This window comes from Halomicrobium katesii DSM 19301 (assembly GCF_000379085.1).
GTDB lineage: Archaea > Halobacteriota > Halobacteria > Halobacteriales > Haloarculaceae > Halomicrobium > Halomicrobium katesii.
In genome coordinates, this window is the sequence record NZ_KB905378.1 from 1,878,612 (window position 1) to 1,898,258 (window position 19,647).

The 19,647-nt window shown below is 68.3% G+C and carries 19 protein-coding genes; 8 read left to right on the forward strand and 11 right to left on the reverse strand.

Translation table 11 applies throughout. The features are described from left to right. Positions 1 to 8: 8 nt before the first annotated feature. The 7 genes from mfnA (at position 9) to HALKA_RS0110025 (ending at position 7,033) form a co-directional block, all read left to right on the forward strand. Complete coding sequence (gene mfnA, locus HALKA_RS0109995; RefSeq protein ID WP_018257853.1) at positions 9 to 1,058, forward strand: tyrosine decarboxylase MfnA; 1,050 nt, start codon at positions 9 to 11, stop codon at positions 1,056 to 1,058. 150 nt (positions 1,059 to 1,208) lie between these two features. Further along, positions 1,209 to 1,778, forward strand: a complete 570-nt coding sequence (locus HALKA_RS0110000; RefSeq protein WP_018257854.1) for a YqaA family protein — start codon at positions 1,209 to 1,211, stop codon at positions 1,776 to 1,778. A 99-nt stretch (positions 1,779 to 1,877) separates the two neighbouring features. Beyond that, on the forward strand, positions 1,878 to 4,004 hold the full coding sequence (gene metG / locus HALKA_RS0110005; protein WP_018257855.1) for a methionine--tRNA ligase: 2,127 nt from the start codon (positions 1,878 to 1,880) through the stop codon (positions 4,002 to 4,004). 44 nt (positions 4,005 to 4,048) lie between these two features. After that, positions 4,049 to 4,438, forward strand: a complete 390-nt coding sequence (locus HALKA_RS0110010) for a DUF7312 domain-containing protein (RefSeq protein ID WP_018257856.1) — start codon at positions 4,049 to 4,051, stop codon at positions 4,436 to 4,438. A gap of 24 nt (positions 4,439 to 4,462) precedes the next feature. Beyond that, a complete protein-coding gene (locus HALKA_RS0110015; RefSeq protein WP_018257857.1) occupies positions 4,463 to 5,035 on the forward strand; it encodes an NfeD family protein in 573 nt (190 codons plus the stop codon). An 87-nt stretch (positions 5,036 to 5,122) separates the two neighbouring features. After that, positions 5,123 to 6,277 carry an SPFH domain-containing protein gene (locus tag HALKA_RS0110020; protein WP_018257858.1) on the forward strand — a complete coding sequence of 385 codons (1,155 nt, stop codon included), beginning with the start codon at positions 5,123 to 5,125 and terminating at the stop codon, positions 6,275 to 6,277. Positions 6,278 to 6,418: 141 nt separating this feature from the next. Then, entirely contained in the window at positions 6,419 to 7,033 is a 615-nt protein-coding gene (locus HALKA_RS0110025; RefSeq protein ID WP_018257859.1) for a winged helix-turn-helix transcriptional regulator, read from the forward strand. Between the two features lie 129 nt (positions 7,034 to 7,162). Here HALKA_RS0110025 and HALKA_RS0110030 read toward each other — a convergent pair whose 3' ends face one another. From HALKA_RS0110030 to glmS, 9 genes are all read right to left on the reverse strand, one after another. Next, positions 7,163 to 7,405 carry a DUF7123 family protein gene (locus tag HALKA_RS0110030; protein WP_018257860.1) on the reverse strand — a complete coding sequence of 81 codons (243 nt, stop codon included), beginning with the start codon at positions 7,403 to 7,405 and terminating at the stop codon, positions 7,163 to 7,165. Between the two features lie 251 nt (positions 7,406 to 7,656). Beyond that, a complete protein-coding gene (locus tag HALKA_RS0110035; RefSeq protein WP_018257861.1) occupies positions 7,657 to 8,118 on the reverse strand; it encodes a DUF5615 family PIN-like protein in 462 nt (153 codons plus the stop codon). Positions 8,119 to 8,121: 3 nt separating this feature from the next. Next, positions 8,122 to 9,855, reverse strand: a complete 1,734-nt coding sequence (gene polX / locus HALKA_RS0110040; RefSeq protein ID WP_018257862.1) for a DNA polymerase/3'-5' exonuclease PolX — start codon at positions 9,853 to 9,855, stop codon at positions 8,122 to 8,124. Continuing rightward, complete coding sequence (locus HALKA_RS0110045; protein ID WP_018257863.1) at positions 9,852 to 10,304, reverse strand: DUF5788 family protein; 453 nt, start codon at positions 10,302 to 10,304, stop codon at positions 9,852 to 9,854. The genes polX and HALKA_RS0110045 overlap by 4 nt, the downstream gene beginning before the upstream one ends. 230 nt (positions 10,305 to 10,534) lie before the next feature. Continuing rightward, a complete protein-coding gene (gene citE, locus HALKA_RS0110050; RefSeq protein ID WP_018257864.1) occupies positions 10,535 to 11,584 on the reverse strand; it encodes an L-malyl-CoA/beta-methylmalyl-CoA lyase in 1,050 nt (349 codons plus the stop codon). Beyond that, positions 11,581 to 12,657: a 2-methylfumaryl-CoA hydratase gene (gene mch, locus HALKA_RS0110055; protein ID WP_018257865.1), complete on the reverse strand. Its 1,077-nt coding sequence runs from the start codon at positions 12,655 to 12,657 to the stop codon at positions 11,581 to 11,583. The genes citE and mch overlap by 4 nt, the downstream gene beginning before the upstream one ends. Further along, positions 12,654 to 13,976 (reverse strand): methylaspartate ammonia-lyase, encoded by a 1,323-nt coding sequence (locus tag HALKA_RS0110060; RefSeq protein ID WP_018257866.1) that lies wholly within the window; start codon positions 13,974 to 13,976, stop codon positions 12,654 to 12,656. The genes mch and HALKA_RS0110060 overlap by 4 nt, the downstream gene beginning before the upstream one ends. Next, positions 13,966 to 15,405 carry a methylaspartate mutase subunit E gene (locus tag HALKA_RS0110065; protein WP_018257867.1) on the reverse strand — a complete coding sequence of 480 codons (1,440 nt, stop codon included), beginning with the start codon at positions 15,403 to 15,405 and terminating at the stop codon, positions 13,966 to 13,968. Before HALKA_RS0110065 ends, HALKA_RS0110060 begins: the two co-directional genes overlap by 11 nt. 2 nt (positions 15,406 to 15,407) lie before the next feature. Then, the gene (gene glmS / locus HALKA_RS0110070; protein WP_015763927.1) at positions 15,408 to 15,848 is read right to left on the reverse strand and encodes a methylaspartate mutase subunit S; all 441 of its coding nucleotides are present in this window, start codon (positions 15,846 to 15,848) and stop codon (positions 15,408 to 15,410) included. Between the two features lie 121 nt (positions 15,849 to 15,969). On the opposite strand from glmS, the gene mct reads away from it, so the two are divergent. Beyond that, positions 15,970 to 17,160 carry a succinyl-CoA:mesaconate CoA-transferase gene (mct, locus tag HALKA_RS0110075; RefSeq protein ID WP_018257868.1) on the forward strand — a complete coding sequence of 397 codons (1,191 nt, stop codon included), beginning with the start codon at positions 15,970 to 15,972 and terminating at the stop codon, positions 17,158 to 17,160. 30 nt (positions 17,161 to 17,190) lie between these two features. Here mct and HALKA_RS0110080 read toward each other — a convergent pair whose 3' ends face one another. Continuing rightward, positions 17,191 to 17,535 carry a DUF5658 family protein gene (locus HALKA_RS0110080; RefSeq protein WP_018257869.1) on the reverse strand — a complete coding sequence of 115 codons (345 nt, stop codon included), beginning with the start codon at positions 17,533 to 17,535 and terminating at the stop codon, positions 17,191 to 17,193. 91 nt (positions 17,536 to 17,626) lie between these two features. Further along, positions 17,627 to 19,624, reverse strand: coding sequence for an NHL repeat-containing protein (locus HALKA_RS0110085; protein WP_018257870.1), 1,998 nt, complete (start codon positions 19,622 to 19,624; stop codon positions 17,627 to 17,629). Between the last annotated feature and the right edge of the window lie 23 nt (positions 19,625 to 19,647).

Here is a 19,647-nt window from a genome sequence, read left to right on the forward strand (position 1 = left end):
CGTAACTGATGCAGCGGGCCGAGCCCCAGTCGTTCGAACGTGTCCTCTCGTCGATGTGTACCGAACCCCACCCGGCGGCTCGGACGGCGGCCGAGCGGTTCCTCGCGACGAATCCCGGCGATCCGGGCACCTACGAGACGGTCGCCGACCTCGAACGCGAGGCCGTCGAGCGACTGGGAACGATCGCCGGACTCGGCGACCCCGCGGGCTACGTCACCAGCGGCGGCACCGAGGCGAACGTGCAGGCGATCCGGATCGCGCGCAACCGCGGCGACACCGACGACCCCAACGTCGTCGCGCCGGAACACGCTCACTTCTCGTTTACGAAGGCCGCGGAGCTGCTCGGCGTCGAGCTTCGGACCGCGCCCGCGACCGACTACCGGGCGGACATGGACGCTATGACCCACCTCGCGGACGACGACACCGTCGCCGTCGTCGGCGTGGCCGGCACCACCGAGTACGGCTACGTCGATCCGATCCCGGCGGTCGCCGACCTCGCAAATGCGGTCGGCGCGCTCTGTCACGTCGACGCGGCGTGGGGCGGCTTCTACCTCCCCTTTACCGACCACGACTGGCACTTCGGACACGCCGACGTCGACACGCTGACGATCGATCCACACAAGGCGGGGCAGGCCGCGGTGCCGGCGGGCGGACTGCTCGCGCGCTCGCCGGATCTCCTCGACGAGCTGGCGATCGATACGCCGTACCTGGAATCGCGGAGTCAGGTCACGCTGACCGGGACGCGCTCCGGGGCCGGCGTCGCAAGCGCCGTCGCCGCCATGGACGCCCTCTGGCGGGATGGCTACCGCGAGACCTACGAGCGGGCGATGGGCAACGCCGAGTGGCTCGCCGAACAACTCGACGTGCGGGGCCACGACGTGATCGGTCCCGAACTGCCCCTCGTCGCGGCGGACCTCTCGATCCCGATGACGACGGAGCTACGCGACCGCGGCTGGCGGGTCTCCAAGACCGGCAGCGGCGAGATGCGCGTCGTCTGTATGCCCCACGTCACCCGCTCGATGCTGCGCTCTTTCGTCGCCGATCTGGACTGGTACTGACACCGTCGACGGACATCTGTGACCGATTTCGCCACCCGAGTGGCGGCTCACGTCACGACGCAGGCGACAGTACGACGGCGACCGGGCGTATAGAGCGATACCGACGCGACATATCAACACTTACTACGCCCCTCACGTTAGGCCCTGTCAGTGGTGTTCGATGGGTTCGTGCTGTTTCTGTCCGAGTGCGGAACAGCGACAGATCCGACGGGACTCGAAGAGGCGGTCTGTACGGCGACCGGGCCGTTCGGACTACTGATCATCGGCGTCTACTCGTTCCTGATCGCGTTCCTGTTGCCGTTCCCGAGCGAGGTCGTCCTCGCTCCCAGCGGGACGTTACGCCTCGGTCTCTCGGAACCGGCGACGATCGCCGTCATCATCGTCGTCAGCGGGGCTGGCAAGGCGCTGGGTAGCCTCTTCGCCTTCCACATCGGCCAGGAGACCAAAGAGTACGGGCCGTTGCTCTCCCTGCTGGAGCGGTCCCGGTTCGACATTCTGGGCTGGTCCGAGCGCAAGACGGTCTCGATCGCCAAGAAGTACGGCTACGCCGGCCTCGCGCTGGCGCTGTGCGTGCCTTTCTTCCCCGACACGATCTCGATCTACGCGTTCTCGATCCTCGAAGACGACTACCTCAAGTTCGCGGTCGCCACCTTCTTCGGTAGCGCCGGTCGGCTGGTCGTGACGATCGGGCTCGCCGCCGGCTTCTTCGCGATCTTCTGACATCGCCGGCCGCGGGGCGTTTTCCGCCGGCACCGATGGCGGCGAACGTGCGGCTGCAAATCGGCACACTTTCCACGGCCACGGCGGTATCGAACCGATATGAGCGACCAGCAGTTCCCCACCGACAATCCCGCAGTGGTGACGGTCGGGTTGCCCTACGCGAACGGCGACCTGCACGTCGGCCACCTGCGTGGCTACGTCAACGGCGACGTGTACGCTCGCGCGCTCCGGCGCGTCGGCCAACAGACCGCGTTCGTCTGTGGCTCGGACATGCACGGCACGCCGATCGTCGTCAACGCGGGCGAGGAGGGCGTCGATCCCGAGGCGTACGCGCTGGAGTACCACGAGACCTACGCCGAGACCTTCCCGCAGTTCAACGTCGAGTTCGACAACTACGGTCACACCCACGACGACACGAACCAGGAGCTCACCCAGGAGTTCGTCCGCTCGTGGGTCGAGCAGGACCACGTCTACGAGAAGGAGATCCAGGTGGGCTACGACCCCGAAGCCGACCAGTGGCTCCCGGACCGCCTCGTCGAGGGCACCTGCCCGTACTGCGGCGAACGGGCGCGTGGCGACGAGTGCGACGAGGGGTGTCAGCGCCACCTCGAACCCGGCGAGATCGAGGACCCCGTCTCGACGCGGACGGGCAACCCCGCCGAGTACCGCACCCGCGAACACAAGTTCCTGCGCCTGAACGACTTCCAGGAGTACCTCCAGGGCTTTCTCGACCGCCTCGACGGCACCGACAACGCACAGAACCAGCCCCGCGAGTGGGTCGAGGGCGACCTGCAGGACCTCTGTATCACCCGGGACATCGACTGGGGGGTCGACTATCCGGCAGACGCAGCCGACGAGGAGACCGAAGAGGATCTCGTGCTGTACGTCTGGGTCGACGCCCCGATCGAGTACGTCGCCTCCACGAAGCAGTACACCGAGCGGGTCGGCGAGGACACCTACGACTGGGAGTCCGTCTGGAAACTCGGCGGCGAGGAACGTCACGGCACCGACTGGGACGACGACTGGACCGACGAGGCCGGCGAGATCGTCCACGTGATCGGCCGGGACATCATCCAGCACCACGCCGTCTTCTGGCCGGCCATGCTCCGGGGTGCGGGCTACAACGAACCCCGCGCGATCCTCGCGACCGGGTTCGTCAACATCGACGGCAACTCCCTCTCGACCTCCCGGAACCGCGCGGTGTGGGCCGACGAGTACCTCGACGCGGGCTTTCATCCCGACCTGTTCCGCTACTACATCGTCTCCGGGTCGGGCATCGAGACCGACGTGGACTTCTCGTGGGACCGCTTCGCCGAGCGAGTCAACGGCGAGCTCGTCGGCAACGTCGGGAACTTCCTCTACCGGTCGCTGCTGTTCGCGAAGCGCAACTACGGCGGCACGCCCGACACCGAGGTCAGCGACGACGTGCGCGAGCGCATCGAGGACGCCATCGAGACCTTCGAGGACGCGGTCGACGACTACGAACTGCGAGCCCTCGCCGACGTGGGCGTCGAACTCGCCGACTTCGGCAACGAGTACATCCAGCGCAACGAGCCCTGGAACCTCGTCGACGACGATCCGGTGCGGGCCCAGCAGGTGATCCGGGACTGCGTCCAGCTCTCGAAGGCCGTCGCAGTTCTGCTCCAGCCGGTGTTGCCGGAGAAGACCGAACGCATCTGGGGACAGCTCGGCGAACAGGGCTCCGTGGCTGATGTCCCGCTCGACGCCGCACTGGCGACGCCGCCCGCCGACTTCGACGAGCCGACGGAGCTGTTCAGTCAGGTCGAGGACGACCACATCGAGGGGCTGAACGATCAGCTCCAGCGCCGCGTCGAGGCGGCCAGTGACGACGAGGGCGACGAGGACGACGAGGGCGACGAGACGATCGAACTCGAACCGCTCGAAGACGAGCGCATCGGCTTCGAGGCGTTCGAGGGCGTCGACATGCGCGTCGGCCAGATCGTCGCCGCCGAGGACATCGCCGACTCCGACAACCTCCTCGAACTCGAGGTCGACATCGGGATCGAGACCCGCCAGGTCGTGGCCGGCCTGAAGGGGCTCCACGACGTGGACGAGCTCCCCGGAACGCGGGTCGTCCTCCTCGCCAACATGGAGAAAGCGGAGCTGTTCGGGCGCGAATCCAACGGGATGATCCTCGCGGCCGGCGACGACGCCGACCTGCTGACGACTCACGAGGACTCGCCACTGGGCACCCGTATCCACTGATCGGACGCAGGGAGCTTTTGTACCACCACCTGTAATGACGGCGTATGGCAAACGACGCCGACTCCGACGACTGGAAGTTCTCGGTCGACGAGGTCGGCCCCGACGCGGAGACCGCGACGAACGGCCACGACGAGGCGGTCGAGCTGTCGAGTGAGGACGTACCGGAACCGCTGGTCGACGAGAGCGAGTCCGACGCTGGCGGCAACGTCGCCGGGAGTCTGCTGTCGGCCGGGCCGATCGAACCCGAGGCGGCGAGCCGCGAGAACGCTCTCTTCGTCGTTCTCGGCGTCTACCTCGCGGTGTTCGGGTTCGCGGCCATGCTCTCACCCGGCTTCGTCTCGTCGCTCCAGAACGTGCTCGTACTCGGCGGCGGACTCCTCGTCGTCGCCCTGCTGTCTTTCGGCGTCTTCGGACTTCTGACCCCGGAGACTTAATCCACCGGAGGCCGTAGGTCGCGTATGTCTCTGCTCAGCGAATCGCTCTCGACGCTCCTCTTCGTCGGAGGAGCCCTGTTGCTCGTCGCCGAAGCGGTCGCTCCGGGCGCACACTTCTTCGTTCTGGGCGTCGCGCTCCTGACGGCGGGCGTCGTCGGGCTCTTCTCGCCGGTCGGGGGTGCGCTCGGGATTCTCGTGCTCGCCGCCGCCGTCCTCGTGGCCACCGGTCTGACCCTGTGGGGGTACCGTCGCCTCGACATCTACGACGGCGAAGGCTCTGCACAGACGCTCGACTCGGACTCGCTGCGGGGCAAGTTCGGCCGCGTCACCGAGCGAGTCACCCAGACCGACGGGGAAGTGAAGCTCCAGGACGCCGGCTTCAATCCCTACTACCAGGCTCGCAGCGTCGCCGGTGAGATCGAAGAGGGTGCGGAAGTGATGGTCGTCGATCCCGGCGGCGGCAACGTCGTCACCGTCGAGGCCGTTTCGGGCGGCGACGCGATCGACCGACAGCTCGAAACCGACCGCGAACAGTCGGTGACCGACGCCGAACCGGAACGCGAGTTCGACCCCGACGCCGAGTCCGACGCCGCCTGAACGGTCACCGTGTGCGATCTGTAAGAGAAAACTACCTGTCACGACGACCGAAGGCTTTTCTTTTAGCCACCCCGAGGTTCGGACGATATGCTTCCAAGTGTCGTCCTCCAAGGAGGGGGACTCCTGTTCGTCGCAGTGGTCTTCCTCCTGCTCGCCGTCGCACTGGTGTATTCGAGCATCGTCATCATCCGCCCGTACCAGCAGGGTGCGTACACGGTCCTCGGTTCGTATCGTGGCCTCCTCGATCAGGGGATCCACTTCATCTACCCGTTCGTGTCAGACGTGACGCGGTTCGACATGCGAACGCAGACACTCGACGTGCCCCGACAGGAAGCGATCACCCGGGACAACTCCCCGGTGACCGCCGACGCCGTCGTCTACATCAAGGTGATGGACCCGAAGAAGGCGTTCCTCGAAGTCGAGAACTACGAGCGAGCCACGTCGAACCTCGCCCAGACGACGCTGCGGGCCGTACTGGGTGACATGGAACTGGACGACACGCTGAACAAGCGCGGCGAGATCAACTCCCGCATCCGCCAGGAACTGGACGAACCCACCGACGAGTGGGGGATCCGCGTCGAGTCTGTCGAGGTCCGCGAAGTCAACCCCTCGAAGGACGTCCAGCGGGCCATGGAGCAACAGACCTCCGCGGAGCGGAAACGCCGTGCCATGATCCTGGAAGCCCAGGGTGAACGGCGCTCCGCCGTCGAGACGGCGGAAGGTGACAAGCAGTCCAACATCATCCGCGCACAGGGTGAGAAGCAGAGCCAGATCCTCGAGGCGCAGGGTGACGCGATCTCGACCGTCCTCCGTGCCAAATCCGCGGAGTCGATGGGCGAACGCGCAATCATCGACAAAGGCATGGAGACACTGGAAGGGATCGGCGGCAGCGAGTCGACGACCTTCATCCTGCCCCAGGAGCTCACGTCACTGGTGGGCCGGTACGGCAAGCACCTGACTGGCTCCGACGTCAAGGAGAACGGCCACGTCCTGGAAGGGCTGGACTTCGACGAGGAGACCCGCGAGATGCTCGGCCTCGACGACATCGAGAAGATCCTCGGTCAGATCGACGCGGAGGCCGACGTCGACGTCGAGGAAATGGAACAGCAGGCCCAGAAGATCAAACACGGCGAAGACTCGGGTATCGTCGACGCCAACGAGGCCATCGAGGAGATGGACCAGGAGTTCGGTGACGGTGGCAACGCCCCTGGCGACGGTAGCACCGACAAAGACGACCTGTAGGCCAGGTATAGTAGCCATTGAAAATCAATGCACACCCGATCGCACGACGGAAGTGCGATCGGTGTGTACATCGTTTCAATTGTTACTATAGTCACCACAGTCGAAGCCGTTTTATTACTGGTGTGCGTAGCTGAACCAGACATGGGTGGGGATGGTCCGGTCGACGAATCGAAGCGTGCGACGCTGCGCCGGTTCGCCGCGCTCGGTGCGGCGGGTCCGCTGGCGCGCTTCTCTGACAGCGACGGGGACTCCGAGAGCGACGCCCGCGAAGCGATCGCGGGCTACGTCTCGACGACGCCCGGCGCGCACTTCTCGAAGATCAGAGACGACCTCCAGCTCGGAACCGGCGAGAGCCAACATCACCTCCGGCAACTGGCCGAGGACGGACGGATCGACAGCTACCGCGACGGCGACTACCGGCGGTTTTTCGCGGCCGGACAGTTCTCCGAGCGGGAGATGGTCGTGTTGAGCTACCTTCGCCGCGAGACGCCGCGCGGGATGCTCGTCGCGCTGCTGAGAGATCCGTCGGCCACGGGCGGTGACCTGGCGGCGACGCTGAACGTGTCTCGGCCGACCGTCAGCAAGTACGCGAGCGAACTGGAGAGTGTGGGACTGCTCTCGCGAGACGACGGCTACGCGGTCGAAGAGCCAGAGACCGTCCTGACGCTGCTCGTTCGCTACGCGGACTCCTTCGGCGAGCACGCGGCCACGCTCGCCACCGAGGCGGCCGATCTCGTCTCGTACGATCCGGAGTGAGACGGGGGACTGCCGTCGCTTTTCCGGTCGAGCACAGGTCGCTGCTGGGGGGCGTGACCGACGGTCGGCCGTCGCTTCGGGCACTGACTGCCGGCACTACGAGAAGCGACGAGAGAGTTCGACGAGCGGTCAGCAGGTGACCTTCCACGTCGTCGCCGAGGAGTAGCCCCACTTCTCGACGTCGATGTCGAACTCGCCGCCTTCGATGGCCGTCATGTTCGTCCCGACTTCTTTCGCGGAGAGGCCGAGTTCGTTGCCGATGAGGCGAGACTTGAAGTACGTCTGTGTGTCGGCGTTGTCTCGCAGGAACTCGAGGATGCGGCGCTGTTTCTCCGAGAGGCGTGTGTCGGCCGTCGTCGCTGTCGTGCTCATACACCACCGTTCGGATCAGATACTCTTAGGGGGTTTGGTACGGTCGGTTAAACTGCTTCCGTCCTGCGGTTTTTGCGTCGGCTCGGTCGGCCGGTCCGTGCTCACTCCGCTCTGAGTGGGGCGGTTGGTACGGGTGGGTAACACCCACATACCGGCCCGTGGCGAGTGGCCGGTGTGGGCACGCTGCCAGCCGTCCGCCAGTCGTGTGGTCGACACGCTTGGCGGCGACGCCTGTCAATCAGTGACGGCAGTTAGTCCTCGATCTCGGCGATCGTCTCGGCCACGTCGTCCCAGTGGCTCCCTCGCCAGAAGTGCTGTCCGCAGGCTCGACAGCGCCACACGTCCGTCTCGTCGGGCTTCGGTGCGTAGTCGGGCGTCGAGCGGTCGGCGTCGACGGCGTCCAGTCGGCCGTTGCAGTCGCCACAGTACGCGGGTTCGTCGTCGACGGCGAGTTCGAAGCCCGCGGCCGACAGCTCCGAGAGCTGTGTCTCGATCGCCCGGCCGTCGAGCAAGATCGCGTCGGGACTCCGGCTCGCGAGGTCGCGATCCCTGGTGACGATCCGTCGCCCTTCGCGTCGGGCCAGGGCGAGGAGCGCCTCGTCCGGCGCGTCCGGGGCGATGTCTCGGTCGAGCGCGTAGGCGGCGTCGTAGCCACACATGCGCAGGTACGTCGCGAGCGTCCCGCACATCACGTCGAGCAGGAGATCGGTCATCGGTCAGTGGAGGAACGACCGCACGTCGTCGACGCTCCGGGCGTTGAGCACGTCCGCGGGCTCGGCCCAGCCCCGCCGGCCGGTGTGGACGCCGTACCTGAGGCTGTCGAAGCCGGCCGGCGAGTGTGCGTCGGTGTCGATAGCGATGGTCGCGCCGACTTCGATCGCCGTCTTGACGGCGCTGCCAGCGAGGTCCAGTCGCGCCGGGTCGGCGTTGATCTCCAGTGCCGTGCCGTGGTCGGCGGCGACCGTCGCCAGCCGGGATACGTCCACGTCGAGGCCCGGACGGCGGTTGAGGTAGCGACCGGTCGGGTGGCCGACGATGTCGACGGCCGGGTGTTTTGCCGCCGCGATCAACCGCTCGGTGCCGTCGCCGTCGAGCGCGGCGTGGGGCGAGGCAACCACGAGGTCGAGGTCGGACAGCAGGTCGTCGGCGACCGACACCCGGCCGTCGGCCGCGACGTTGGCCTCGACGCCCGCGAACACGTCGATCCCCGCCTCGTCGGCCGCCGCCCGGATCTCGGCGAGCTGGTCGCGCAGTTGCTCGTCGTCGAGGCCGACGCCGCCGACCATCCCCGGCCCGGTGGCGTGGTCCGTGATCGCGAGGTAGTCGTGGCCGAAGGCGGCCGCCCCCTCGATCATCTCCGCGACGGTGGCGCGGCCGTCCGACCAAGACGTGTGCGTGTGGAGGTCGCCGCGAATATCGCTCGTCTCGACGAGGTCCGGCAGGTCCCCTTCGGCGGCGGTCTCGATCTCGCCGCGGTTCTCTCGCAGTTCCGGGGGGATCCAGTCCATCTCCAGCGGCTCGTACATCGACGCCTCGGTCTCACCGCCGATCCGCTCGCCGGCCCGCTGGTCGTCGTCTTCGACGCCGGCCACGTCGAAGATGCCGTACTCGTTGACCTTCAGGTCGCGCTCGATCGCGCGGTTCCGGACGGCGACGTTGTGGGCCTTGCTCCCGGTGAAATACTGGAGGGCGGCCCCGAACTCCTCGGGGACGACGACGCGAAGATCGATCCGGACGCCGTCGGCCCGCAGGCTGGCCTTCGTGTCGCCGGCCTCGATGACGCTGTCGGCCTCGGGCCAGTCGGTGAACGCCGCGACGACCCGCTCGGCGTCGTCGCTGCCGACCAGCACGTCCACGTCGCCGATCGTCGCCCGCCAGCGTCGCAGCGAGCCCGCGAGCTCGACCGACGCGACCGCGTCGACGGCGTCGAGGTACTCGACCACGCGCTCGCCGTTGGGGCGGGCGTCCCCGAGCAACTGCCGTTCGTGGGCCTCGCGGGCGAAGTCGATGCCGTCGAGGATGTTCTGCTCGGTCGTGGCTCCGAACCCCTTCACAGTCTGGATGTCGCCGTCCTCGGCGGCCGATTCGAGGTCGTCGAGCGTCTCGATCCCCAGTTCCACGTACAGCGTCCCGGCGGTCTTGGGGCCGACGCCCTCGACGCTGGTGATCGCCGCCATGTCGAGGGGGTACTCCTCGCGCAGCGCCTCCAGTTCCTCGATGTGGCCGGTGTCGACGTACTCGACGACCTTGCTCGCGATGGCGTCGCCGACGCCGTCGATCTCGCCGACGGCGTCCTCGCCCTCTTGGGCGAGCCCCTCCACTGCCTGCGGGTACTCGCGGATGTTCTCCGCGGCGCGGCGGTACGCGCGTGGCTTGTAGTCGACGCCCTTCGCGTCCAGCAGGTCGGCGAAGGCCTCGAACTGCCGGGCGATCTCGTCGTTACGACTCATCGTCCGCGACTCGCCCTCCCGGTACCGGAGTCGGCGTCCTCGTGGCCCAGCGCCTTCTTGAGGAACGTCATCCAGCGCTTCTTGTCGGCGGCTTCCTTGGCCTGGGCCTCCTGCTCGATGTCGGCCGGGCCGAGCTGTTCGAGGGCGTTTAGCGCTCGGTCGATTCCGATGATCGAGTTCGCGAGGCGCTCTCCCTGCGCGAACGTGATGTCGTCGTCCTCGATGCGCTGCTTGCGCTGGCGGCGCTCGCGTCGGAGGTTGCGCTTGGCGTTCTCGACGCGGTCGCGTTCGCCGGAGGGGATCGTGTCTCGGCGCTTGATCTCGAAGACGAACGACTGGAGTTCGATCGCCTCGCCTTGCACCTCGATCTCCTCGGGGATGTCCACGCCGATCGTCGCGCTCTCCCGGCCGATGCGTTCGAGCAACTGCTCGCGCTCGAAGTCTTTCACGTGATCGTCTTCGGTCGGGAGGGTCTTACTCGCTTCGCCCGCCGCTACGCGGACCGCCCTCGTGCCGGCTCGGGCACCGGCGGCGGAATCGACGGCCTCCGGAAGCGGCGGGCTCGGCTCACCGGCACAGAGAATAAATTAAACGACTTAAGGCATACTGTAGCATACTGTGGACAAATTTTTGTGGCAGCTTCCGGCTACAGTCGAGTTCAGCGTGGATATCTGACCGCTTACGTCGAGCCCTCGAACCCCAGTTCGACGGCGCGCGCACGCTCGACGAGGTCGCCGTCGTAGCGGTCGGCCGTCTGCTCGGGGTGGGCCTCGTCGATGGCACGGACCGTCGCGACCGTGTTGGCGAAGTTCTTGTACGTGGCCTCGTCGACCATCTGGCCGTCCAGCACGACCGCGCCCGACCCCTCGGCCTTGGCTTCGACGAAGCGCTCGATCTTGCCCACATCGCGCTCCAGTTCCTCGGCGGTCGGCATGTGGATGCGGTTGGCCTGGACGGTCTGTTTGGGGTGGAGCGACCACGAGCCGTCGATGCCGATGGTCGCCTCGCGGGTCACCTGATCCGCATACCCCGGTGCGTTGTAGTAGGTCACCCCTGCCCGCTGGTGAAAGAGCTGGTCGAAGGGGCCGCCGACGGCGAGGAGACCGGCGGCGCTGGCCTCGTTCGAGAGCCGTTCGAGCATCGCGGCCCACTGGGGGCGCTCGCCGTCCATCGCGCGCCCGCCCAGCTCCGCGGTGTAGTCCACCGGTCCGAAGATCAGGCCGGTCAGACGCGAGTCCTCGCCCAGCCGCGCGATCTCTCGCAGGTCCGAGAACGCCCGCGCCGTCTCGACGATCACGGAGAGGCCGATCGAGCCGTCGTCGTGGCCGTGCTCGCGTTCGGCCTCCGCGACGGCCGAGCGGGCCCCCTCGACATCTGTTCGCCGGCCGACCTTCGGGACGACGACGCCGTCGAGGTGGTCGCCGGCCTCGCCGACGAGGCGGTCGATCTGGTCGACGCCTCGCTCTCGGAAGCTCGGGTCGGCGTAACTCCACTCGACGCGGGGCCAGATCTCCCCGCCGAAGTCGGGGCCGTACTCGGGGAGCCGGTCGATCGTGTTTTCGAGCGCCTCGGCTTTCATCGACGGCGCGGTGCCGTCCTCGATGTCGGGCGCGAGCCAGTCCGGTGCCTCGAACCCCTCGGCGGTGAGCCCGGAGTCGAGGTACTTCGCCGAGTTCTCGCGCGGGACGGCGGCCGGTGCGGTCTGGAAGGTGCGACAGAGTCGTGTCATTGGTTGTGGCTGTCGACGAGTGCGGTTCGCCGGCCGGAGTAGACCGGACGGCGGTCCTGGTCGAACGCGACGTGTTCGAAGGTCACTTCGCCGGCTCGCGGCGGGCCGGGGTCGGAATCGGCTTCGAGGACGCGCGTGAAGCCGTAGATCGTGTCGCCCAGCGTCACGAAGTCGTGGAACGATTCGTCGTGATAGGCGCGTTCCCGGTACGTCGCCTCGTCCGATCGGGCGTGGGCCAGCGCGACCGAGCGGGTCACGTCGCCGTAGGCCACGATGTCTCCGGACGGCGAGTCGGCCATCGCGTCGCGGTTGTGGTGCTGGCGCGCCGTGTTCAGCGTCGCCAGGGGGAGCCCGGCCACGAGCTGGTCGTCCATCGTCCGACCGCGCTCGTGGCGGTAGGCGACGGCCGCGTCCGGATCGTCCCCGACGCGATCGAGCGCCGCCCGAAAGTCCTCGAAGTGGGGGCCGTCGGGGGTGATCAGCGTGTCCGGCAGGGTGCGAGCGGGCGCTCCCTCCTCGGCCGTCTGTTCGTCGTCGGTCACCCGCCCACCGTCGGCCGCTGTCGCGGTCCGCCGCGGGACCATGTTCGTCCGCTCGTAGCTGACCAGCACCGAGTCCGTCTCGGCGTCGTAGCCCGCCGTCTGCCAGGTGACGATCCCGTAGTCGGGCCGGGAGTTCGAGGTGGCCGTCGACTCGACGGTCGATCGGGCTCTGATCTCGGTCCCCGGCAGGACGGGCTCGTGGAACCGGAGGTCGGTCCGGCCGAGGAAGTACCCGCCCTTCTCAGAGAGGTCCTCGACGGTCGCGCCCATGACGCAGGCGAGCAGGTAGTCCGGGTGGATCGGCGGCTCGGGGAAGTCCCGCTCGCGGGCGGTGTCGGTCCGCCAGTAGGCGGGATCGTGGTTCAGCGTCTGGCCCATCCACCGCTCGTTGCCGGGCCGATCGAGCGCCAGGCCGGGCTCGTGCTCGATGGTCTCGCCGACCGCGAAGCGCTCGAAGTAGTGGCCCTTCTCTCGGGTCTCCGCGCGATCGAGCGCCGAGGCGAAGGCGTCGGGGTCGGTCCACTCGCTCATCGCCGACCACCGCCCGCCCGGCCGGGATCTGGATCGCGACGCACGGCGTCCCGTCGCTCGGCGGCGTCGGCCCCGGTCGCTCGCCCGTCCATTCGCGCCACCGTCCGGCGCATCTCGTTGGTGACGATCATGTACCCCTCGTCGAAGCCCATGCCGGGCTTTGCCAGCACCTGCGCGGCGTCGGTCGCCAGCGCGACGTGGGCACAGGCCCGCGCGGAGGTCGCCGTCTCGTTGCAGGTGCCACCGAGGTACGCCCGGGTGTCGGTGCCCTCGCAGTAGCGGACCGCGCGGGCCGACCGCTGGACGCCGCCCAGGTCCGGCGTCTTGATCTGGACCACGTCAGCGGCCTCGTGGTCGACGAAGCGGCGAACGTCGTCGAACGTGTTGCACCACTCGTCGGCGACGACGTCCACGGCGACGCCCGCGTCGGCGAGCGCCTCGCGGAGTTCCGCCATCGCGTGGATCTGGTCGGCCCGCCCCGCGGCGTCCATCGGTCCCTCGACCTGCAGCGGGTAGGGGGCCGCCGCCCGTTCGAGCGCCGCGAAGTAGTCGGTGACTTCGGGGCGGTCGTAGGGCGGTCCGAAGAGTTCGCCGACCATGCCGTACACGTCGACGTGAAACCGGGGCTCGTACGCCGGGCGTCCGAGGTCGTCGGTGCGTGTCGACAGCCAGTCGAGGTAGTCGAGCAGGCCGTCGCCGTCCGCGCCCATCGCGTCCGCGGAGTTGAACAGTCCGTGGGGCAGGACTGGGACGCCCTTGACGAGCATCTTCTCGGCGTTGGTGTATCGCTCGTCGCCGGACTGGCCGAACACCGGGACGGGCTCCGTGGCCGGTTCCGTTCCCAGCGCCGTCGCGAGCACGTCGGTGGGCGTGCCCCGAGTCGCGTGGGCGGCGGCGTTCAGCAGCGCCTGCGAGACGCCGTAGCGGACGGCCGTGTGGAGTCGTCCCCCCTCGCGCGAGGGCAGCGCTTCGATGGCCGTGACGTTCTCGTCGAAGTGGGTCGCGTCCCGTCCGCGCAGCACGTCGGCGACCTGCCCCTCGACGACCGACACGAACTCGTCGGCCCGAAACCGGGGGTCGCGGCCGCCGGCCCCGGAGTACTGGACGGCGGCACAGTCGCCTCGCACCCACCGGCCGTCGCCGAGCCGGAGTTCGACCAGCAGGCTCTCGCCGGCCTCTCGGATCCGGTCGAAGCCGTCGGTCACCGGCTCGCCCTCGTAGACGAACCCGTCGCGGCTGGCCCCCTGCTTGATCGCCCGCTGGTCGTCGAAGAAGAACCCGGCGACGCCGGGGGTCGCCCGGACGGCCTCAATCCGCATCCGTCTCACCCCGGCGGCCGATGAGCTTGCCGTCGCTGATGGCGTCCACGTCGTCGGCGACCATCTGGAACGACTGGGCTCGGCCCTCTCTCTCGGCGCGCTTGCCGAGCTTGTTCTCGTGAATCTCGCGGATCTCGTCGGGCACTGCGAGATCGCCGAACTCGAACATCCGGACGCGGCCGTCGTCGTCGCGGGCCGGCAACACCGCGCCCGCCGCGGCGTCGCTGGGGGCGAAGGGAACGTCCATCGCGTCCGACTCGAAGGCACGGATCACTCCCTGGGCCACGTCGCCGTCGCCGTGGCGATCGATCGCGTCCATCAGCGCGCGTGTCGTCTGTTCGATCAGTCGCTGTTCCTCGTCGATACCGGCGAGGTCGATGTCCTGTTCGATGGTCATGTCTATGAGCTGTCTCGTCGTCCGCAGGCCGGCGGCGTTGGCCTCCTTGGTCGGGACGCCCTGGAACTCCTGTGGGGACTTGGTGATGACCTTGTCGGGCCTGGCGACCGCCGCCGTGACGCCGCCGAGGCCGATGACGCCGCTGGCACGGGCCTCGTCGGGCGGGAACCCGCCCATCCACTCGTGGAAGACGGTGGTGACCGTCACGTCGTCGGGGAGGTACTCCTCGCCCAGCGCGCGCAGCGCACGCAACGCGGCCACGTCCTGGACGACGTTGCCGACCTGGCCGTAGCCAAGCGTCAGCGAGCGCACGCCCTGCGTGGCCGCGAGCAGCCCCTCGACCAGCATCACGGCGATGGCGATGGCCGGCGGGACCAGCGTCCCGGTCAGCGGCCCGAACGGCTCGCGGTTGACGACGACGCCTCGCTCCGCGTAGGCCCCACAGAGCCGGTCGACGAACTGCCAGTGTGTGATCGTCTCCTCTAGGCTGTGGCCTTTCGTGTAGGGGATGTTGTACGAGATGGGGCCGCCCTCGAAGCTCTGGAAGCCACCCGCCAGCGTCACCATCGCCAGCAGGCGCGCGTCGGGCGTGCCGTGGCGCACCTCGATGGGCGTGTCCAGCGCCCGCACGAGTCGGCGACAGTCCTCGACGCCGTGGTTGACCGCTGGGAACCCGTTCAGCGCGTCCTCGTCGCTGTTGCGCGAGGCCGCCAGCCCTTCCTCTGCCTTCTCGTACTCGTTGTCGCGGGTGTAGGAGTCGATCGTCGTCGGGAGCAGGTCCGCCCCGCCCTGCTGTTCGAGGTACCGGAGCAGATCGATCTGCGCTTCGAGGCAGGGGACGCCCGCGCGTGGCTGGAGCAGGGGTCGATCGGCCGACTCCAGAACCGGGGCGAACTGTTTGCCGGCCGGGAGCGACTCGTGGAAGGCGATCGCCTCCTCGAAGTCGACCTCGCGGCCGGTGTGCCACTCGTCGCGGAGTCCGTCGGCGAGTCGCTGTAGCTCCTCGCCAGCGAGCCGCTGGTCGCGGGGCATGGTCAGCTGTCGACCCTCGCTCGCTCGGCCTCGCGGGCCGTCAGCTGGAGGTCCTGGCGCAGCGCCGCGATCGCCTCCTGTGGGTCGGTCTCCGCGTCGAAGACGCGGTCGAAACCCATCTCGCGGAAGCGCTCGCGGGTCTGCTCGAACTCGTCCTGACCGACCGCGAGGTTGCCGCCGACGTAGGTACACACGTCGAGGCCGGCGTCTGCGATCCGGTCGTGAAAGCCCTCACAGTCCTGCCGGGCGTGGCCGTACAGGGACGAGACCAGTACCGCCTCGGCGTCGTGGGACTGTGCCGCGTCGACGAAGTCCGCCTGCGAGGTCTTGACGCCGAGATTGACGACGTCGAAGCCTGCGGCCGACAGCGCCTGTTCGAGAATCGTGATACCGACGACGTGAGCGTCGGAGCCGATGACGCCGAGGATGACCGTCCGGGGCATGTGGTAGTGCAGACGAGGCTCCTCACAATAAATATAATGGTCTTTCATGATAATACGTCCTTAAGGTATCTATAATGATTAATCACAAAGATTCATGGCCGTGCCGACCGAGCCACGACGCATGGGTGCCCTCTCGGACCTTCGGGTCCTGGACCTGACACAGGTGTTGGCCGGCCCGTACTGCACGATGTTGCTCGCGGACATGGGCGCGGACGTGGTGAAGATCGAGCGCCCCGGCGGGGACCTGATCCGGTCGAACCCTCCGTACCTCGAAACCGACGACGAGCCCTACGGCGGGTACTTCCAGAGCGTCAACCGCGGCAAGCGATCGCTGGAACTGGACTTCGGCGACGAGGCCGACCGCGAGGCGTTTCTCTCGCTGGTCGAGCGCGCGGACGTCGTCGTCGAGAACTTCAAGGCCGGAACGATGGAACGGTTCGATCTGGGCTACGAGCGGCTCCGCGAGCGCAATCCGTCGCTGGTCTACTCCTCGATCCGTGGCTTCGGCGACCCGCGGACCGGCGAGACGCACCGCCAGGGCCAGCCCTCGTTCGACCTCATCGCCCAGGCGCTGGGCGGGGTCATGGAGATCACCGGCCCCGAAGACGGACCGCCGACGAAGGTCGGCCCCGGCGTCGGCGACCTCTTTACCGCGGCGCTCAACGCCGTCGGCATCCTCGCGGCCGTCCACCACCGCGAGCGCACCGGCGAGGGACAGTACGTCGACACGGCGATGTACGACGCCATGCTCTCGCTGTGTGAGCGGACGATCTACCAGTACTCCTACGACGGCCACGCGCCCACTCGACGGGGCAACTCACACCCCACGCTGTTCCCCTACGACGCCTTCGAAGCGGCCGACGGCCACGTCGTGATCGCCGCCTTCTCGGACGGGCACTGGCGGACGCTCTGTGAGACGATGGACCGCCCGGATCTGGCGGCCGACTATCCCGACGCCGCCAGCCGACGCGGCGCACGGGACGCGCTTCGGGCCGCCATCGCCGACTGGACGCGCGACCGCGAGACGAGCGCCGTCGTCGACGCCCTCGACGGCCGCGTCCCCGTCGCACCGGTCCAGAACACTGCAGACGTCTTCGAGGACCCACACGTCGCGGCCCGCGAGATGCTGGCGACGGTCGACCAGCCCGGCACCGACGAGCGGGTGACGATCGCCGGCAGCCCCATCAAGATGACCGAGACCGATCCGCGACCGCGCGGCCGCGCGCCACTGCTCGACGAACACCGCGACGAGATACTCGAAACCGCCGGCAGCGAGTCCGAAGACGGTCGGCGGGCCGGGAGCGACGATTGACCGGCGTCACGTCCTCGCCGACCGCCAGCGTCACGAGAACGCGCCGGTGAGCAACATTCCGGTGTTCCAGGCGGTGACGACGACGCCCACCAGCGCGAGCGTCGCGGGGACGGTCGTCGAGTACGGGTGGGGCAACGCTCGCCACACGAGGTAGGTCCCGACGAAGAACGCCGCTTTGATCGGGAGCAAGACGGCGACGCCGTACCGTTTGACGAGCGGTGCGACGACGGGATTGGCCTCGGTCGAGGAGCCAAGCGTCAGGCCGACCCCGGTCGTGAGGAGGTCGCCGACTCCGAAGAAGACCAGTGCCAGCAGCCACAGGCCGGCGGGCGGTTCGAGTACGTCGAGGGGGGGACTGCCGGTCGCGGTGTCCATCTCGACGGCAGAGAGACGCCGATCCCGGATAGTTACGTGTCAGTTACCTGTCCGAAGCGGTCGGTTACCCGACGACGAGTTGCCTGCGAGGTCACGCCGGGGGCGTCCAGTGGTACCGGTAGGCGACGCCGAGCACGGAATCGGGAACGACCAGTTCGACGCCGTCCTCGCGCCCGCTCGCCGACAGCAGGGACGGCATCCAGAGGTCGCCTCGGCCGCGGTCACCGCCGAAGGCCTGCATCGCGTCCACGAACGCCAGCGCGTCGTCCTCGTCCGCGTCGGTCTCGCTGTAGGCCTCGATCGCGCGATCGACCAGATCGACGACGAAGACGTATCCGTCGGCGGCGGCGACGCTCTGGGGTAACAGGAATCGATCGCCGTCGGTGCCGTAGCCGGCCCCGCCGTAGACGTGCCACCCGTCGTCGTCGCGGTACTGGAGCCGGTTGTTGTTCCGGTCGGTGACGTAGGTCGCGCGCTCGCCGACGGCCACGTCGCTGGGGTTCCAGAACTCGCCGGGGTCGTGCCCGAAGCGACCGTCGTCGGCCTCGTAGGCGAGTTCACCGGTCGTCCGGTCGAAGGTCCACCGGAGCAGTCGGCCGTTGAAGGAGTCGACCGCGAGCAGGCGGGTCCGGTCGCCGTCGACCTCGTCGGTCGCCAGCCCTCGGGGCAGCTTGCAGTTGTTCCCCCAGATGCCCCAGGTGGCGGCCGACGTGACGTGATCGATCCGAACCTCCTCCCGACAGTCGAGGCGGTAGACGGCGATCTGTGGCTCGTCGTTGTCCGTGTCGTAGGTCAGCGAGTAGTCGGCCGCGAAGAGATATCCCCGGCCGGGCTCGACCGACCAGAACGCCGTTCCGACCGGGAAACGGTTGTGCGAGAGCGGTCGCTGGACCAGCGGTCCGCCGCCGTCGGCGTCGGTCACCTGGAGCCGAGCGTTGTCGGCATCGACGACGAGTAGTCGCTCACCGCCCGCCGTGGGGACGCCGACGGCCGCGCTGGCGAAGGACAGCCGCTCGGGCGCGGTGTGGTCGCCGCCGACGCCGGCCAGCTGTCGCTTCGACTCGGAGATGGTCCCCAGCTCGTAGGCGGCGACGGTGTGGTCCATCGCCTCGGTGACCAGGACCCGCTCGGTCGTGTCGTCGGTCGCGGTGCCGTCCGGCGAGTCGTAGGGGGCGACCTGCATCGGCGACCCGAACCGCCGGTCGTCCAAGCTCGGCGCGATCGTCGAGGGGACTTCGCTCGTGTGCCCCCGCGCGGTGTCGTACATGTGGACGAAGCCACCGCCCACGTCCGGCACGGCGACGCGCTCGTCGTCCCCGCTGCCAAGCACGGAGACGCCCCGCGGCGTGACGTACGACTGCGGGACGATCGGCAGCCCCGTCTCCTCGAAGGGGACGCCAGCGCCGGCCCGGTCACAGCGAAGGACCGTCGCGAAGTACGAGGGGAACGCGCCGGTCCGGCGCAACACGCCCTCTCCCGTGTTCGCGATCAGGAGGTTCCCGGCGGTGTCGACGGCCAACCCCTGTGGCCAGTACAGCGGGAGCGCACCGGCGAACTCGGAGTCGACCGACCGGATCGTGTCGACGAGCGCCCCCTCGTCGTCGAAGACCGCGATCCGCGAACGGAGGTCGTCGCCGTCGTGGTAGAACTCGTCGGCGACGAACACCCGGAGCCCGTCGTCGTACTCGTAGACTGCGATGCCGTTGGGGTGAAAGCGCCCCCCGTCGTCCGGCCGGAAGGTGTCGACGGCGACGATTTCGGGCCGTCGATCGTCGTACTCGTAGGACAGCCGCTGGACCCGGCCGTTGGCCAGATCCGTCACGAACAGCGCCCGATCGCTCGGGTGGTGGGCGAGCCGAAAGGGCAGTTCGAACGATCCCGGCTCCGATCCCGGTTCGCCGACGGCCGCCAGGCGCTGTTCCAGGGCGCTGTCGAGGACGACGAGCCGACTGTTCGCGGTGTCCGCGACCCACACGTTCCCGCGCGGGTCCTGGCACACGCCGACCGGCGTGGTCAGCTGCGGCGAGTCGTCTGCCCGGCCCCCGTTCGTCTCGTACGCGCCGACGGTCGCCTGGTGGCGGAACGGCATTCGTGTTAGTACAATGAATAATA

Bases quoted from the DNA above. Each gene is read 5' to 3' on its own strand.
- glmS (WP_015763927.1), bottom strand. From the start codon at position 15,848: ATGCCCCGGACGGTCATCCTCGGCGTCATCGGCTCCGACGCTCACGTC.
- polX (WP_018257862.1), bottom strand. From the start codon at position 9,855: ATGAGTCGTAACGACGAGATCGCCCGGCAGTTCGAGGCCTTCGCCGAC.
- mct (WP_018257868.1), top strand. From the start codon at position 15,970: ATGGGTGCCCTCTCGGACCTTCGGGTCCTGGACCTGACACAGGTGTTG.
- metG (WP_018257855.1), top strand. From the start codon at position 1,878: ATGAGCGACCAGCAGTTCCCCACCGACAATCCCGCAGTGGTGACGGTC.
- HALKA_RS0110025 (WP_018257859.1), top strand. From the start codon at position 6,419: ATGGGTGGGGATGGTCCGGTCGACGAATCGAAGCGTGCGACGCTGCGC.
- HALKA_RS0110015 (WP_018257857.1), top strand. From the start codon at position 4,463: ATGTCTCTGCTCAGCGAATCGCTCTCGACGCTCCTCTTCGTCGGAGGA.
- citE (WP_018257864.1), bottom strand. From the start codon at position 11,584: ATGACACGACTCTGTCGCACCTTCCAGACCGCACCGGCCGCCGTCCCG.
- mch (WP_018257865.1), bottom strand. From the start codon at position 12,657: ATGAGCGAGTGGACCGACCCCGACGCCTTCGCCTCGGCGCTCGATCGC.
- HALKA_RS0110030 (WP_018257860.1), bottom strand. From the start codon at position 7,405: ATGAGCACGACAGCGACGACGGCCGACACACGCCTCTCGGAGAAACAG.
- HALKA_RS0110060 (WP_018257866.1), bottom strand. From the start codon at position 13,976: ATGCGGATTGAGGCCGTCCGGGCGACCCCCGGCGTCGCCGGGTTCTTC.
- HALKA_RS0110020 (WP_018257858.1), top strand. From the start codon at position 5,123: ATGCTTCCAAGTGTCGTCCTCCAAGGAGGGGGACTCCTGTTCGTCGCA.
- HALKA_RS0110010 (WP_018257856.1), top strand. From the start codon at position 4,049: ATGGCAAACGACGCCGACTCCGACGACTGGAAGTTCTCGGTCGACGAG.
- HALKA_RS0110035 (WP_018257861.1), bottom strand. From the start codon at position 8,118: ATGACCGATCTCCTGCTCGACGTGATGTGCGGGACGCTCGCGACGTAC.
- HALKA_RS0110080 (WP_018257869.1), bottom strand. From the start codon at position 17,535: ATGGACACCGCGACCGGCAGTCCCCCCCTCGACGTACTCGAACCGCCC.
- HALKA_RS0110085 (WP_018257870.1), bottom strand. From the start codon at position 19,624: ATGCCGTTCCGCCACCAGGCGACCGTCGGCGCGTACGAGACGAACGGG.
- HALKA_RS0110065 (WP_018257867.1), bottom strand. From the start codon at position 15,405: ATGCCCCGCGACCAGCGGCTCGCTGGCGAGGAGCTACAGCGACTCGCC.
- mfnA (WP_018257853.1), top strand. From the start codon at position 9: ATGCAGCGGGCCGAGCCCCAGTCGTTCGAACGTGTCCTCTCGTCGATG.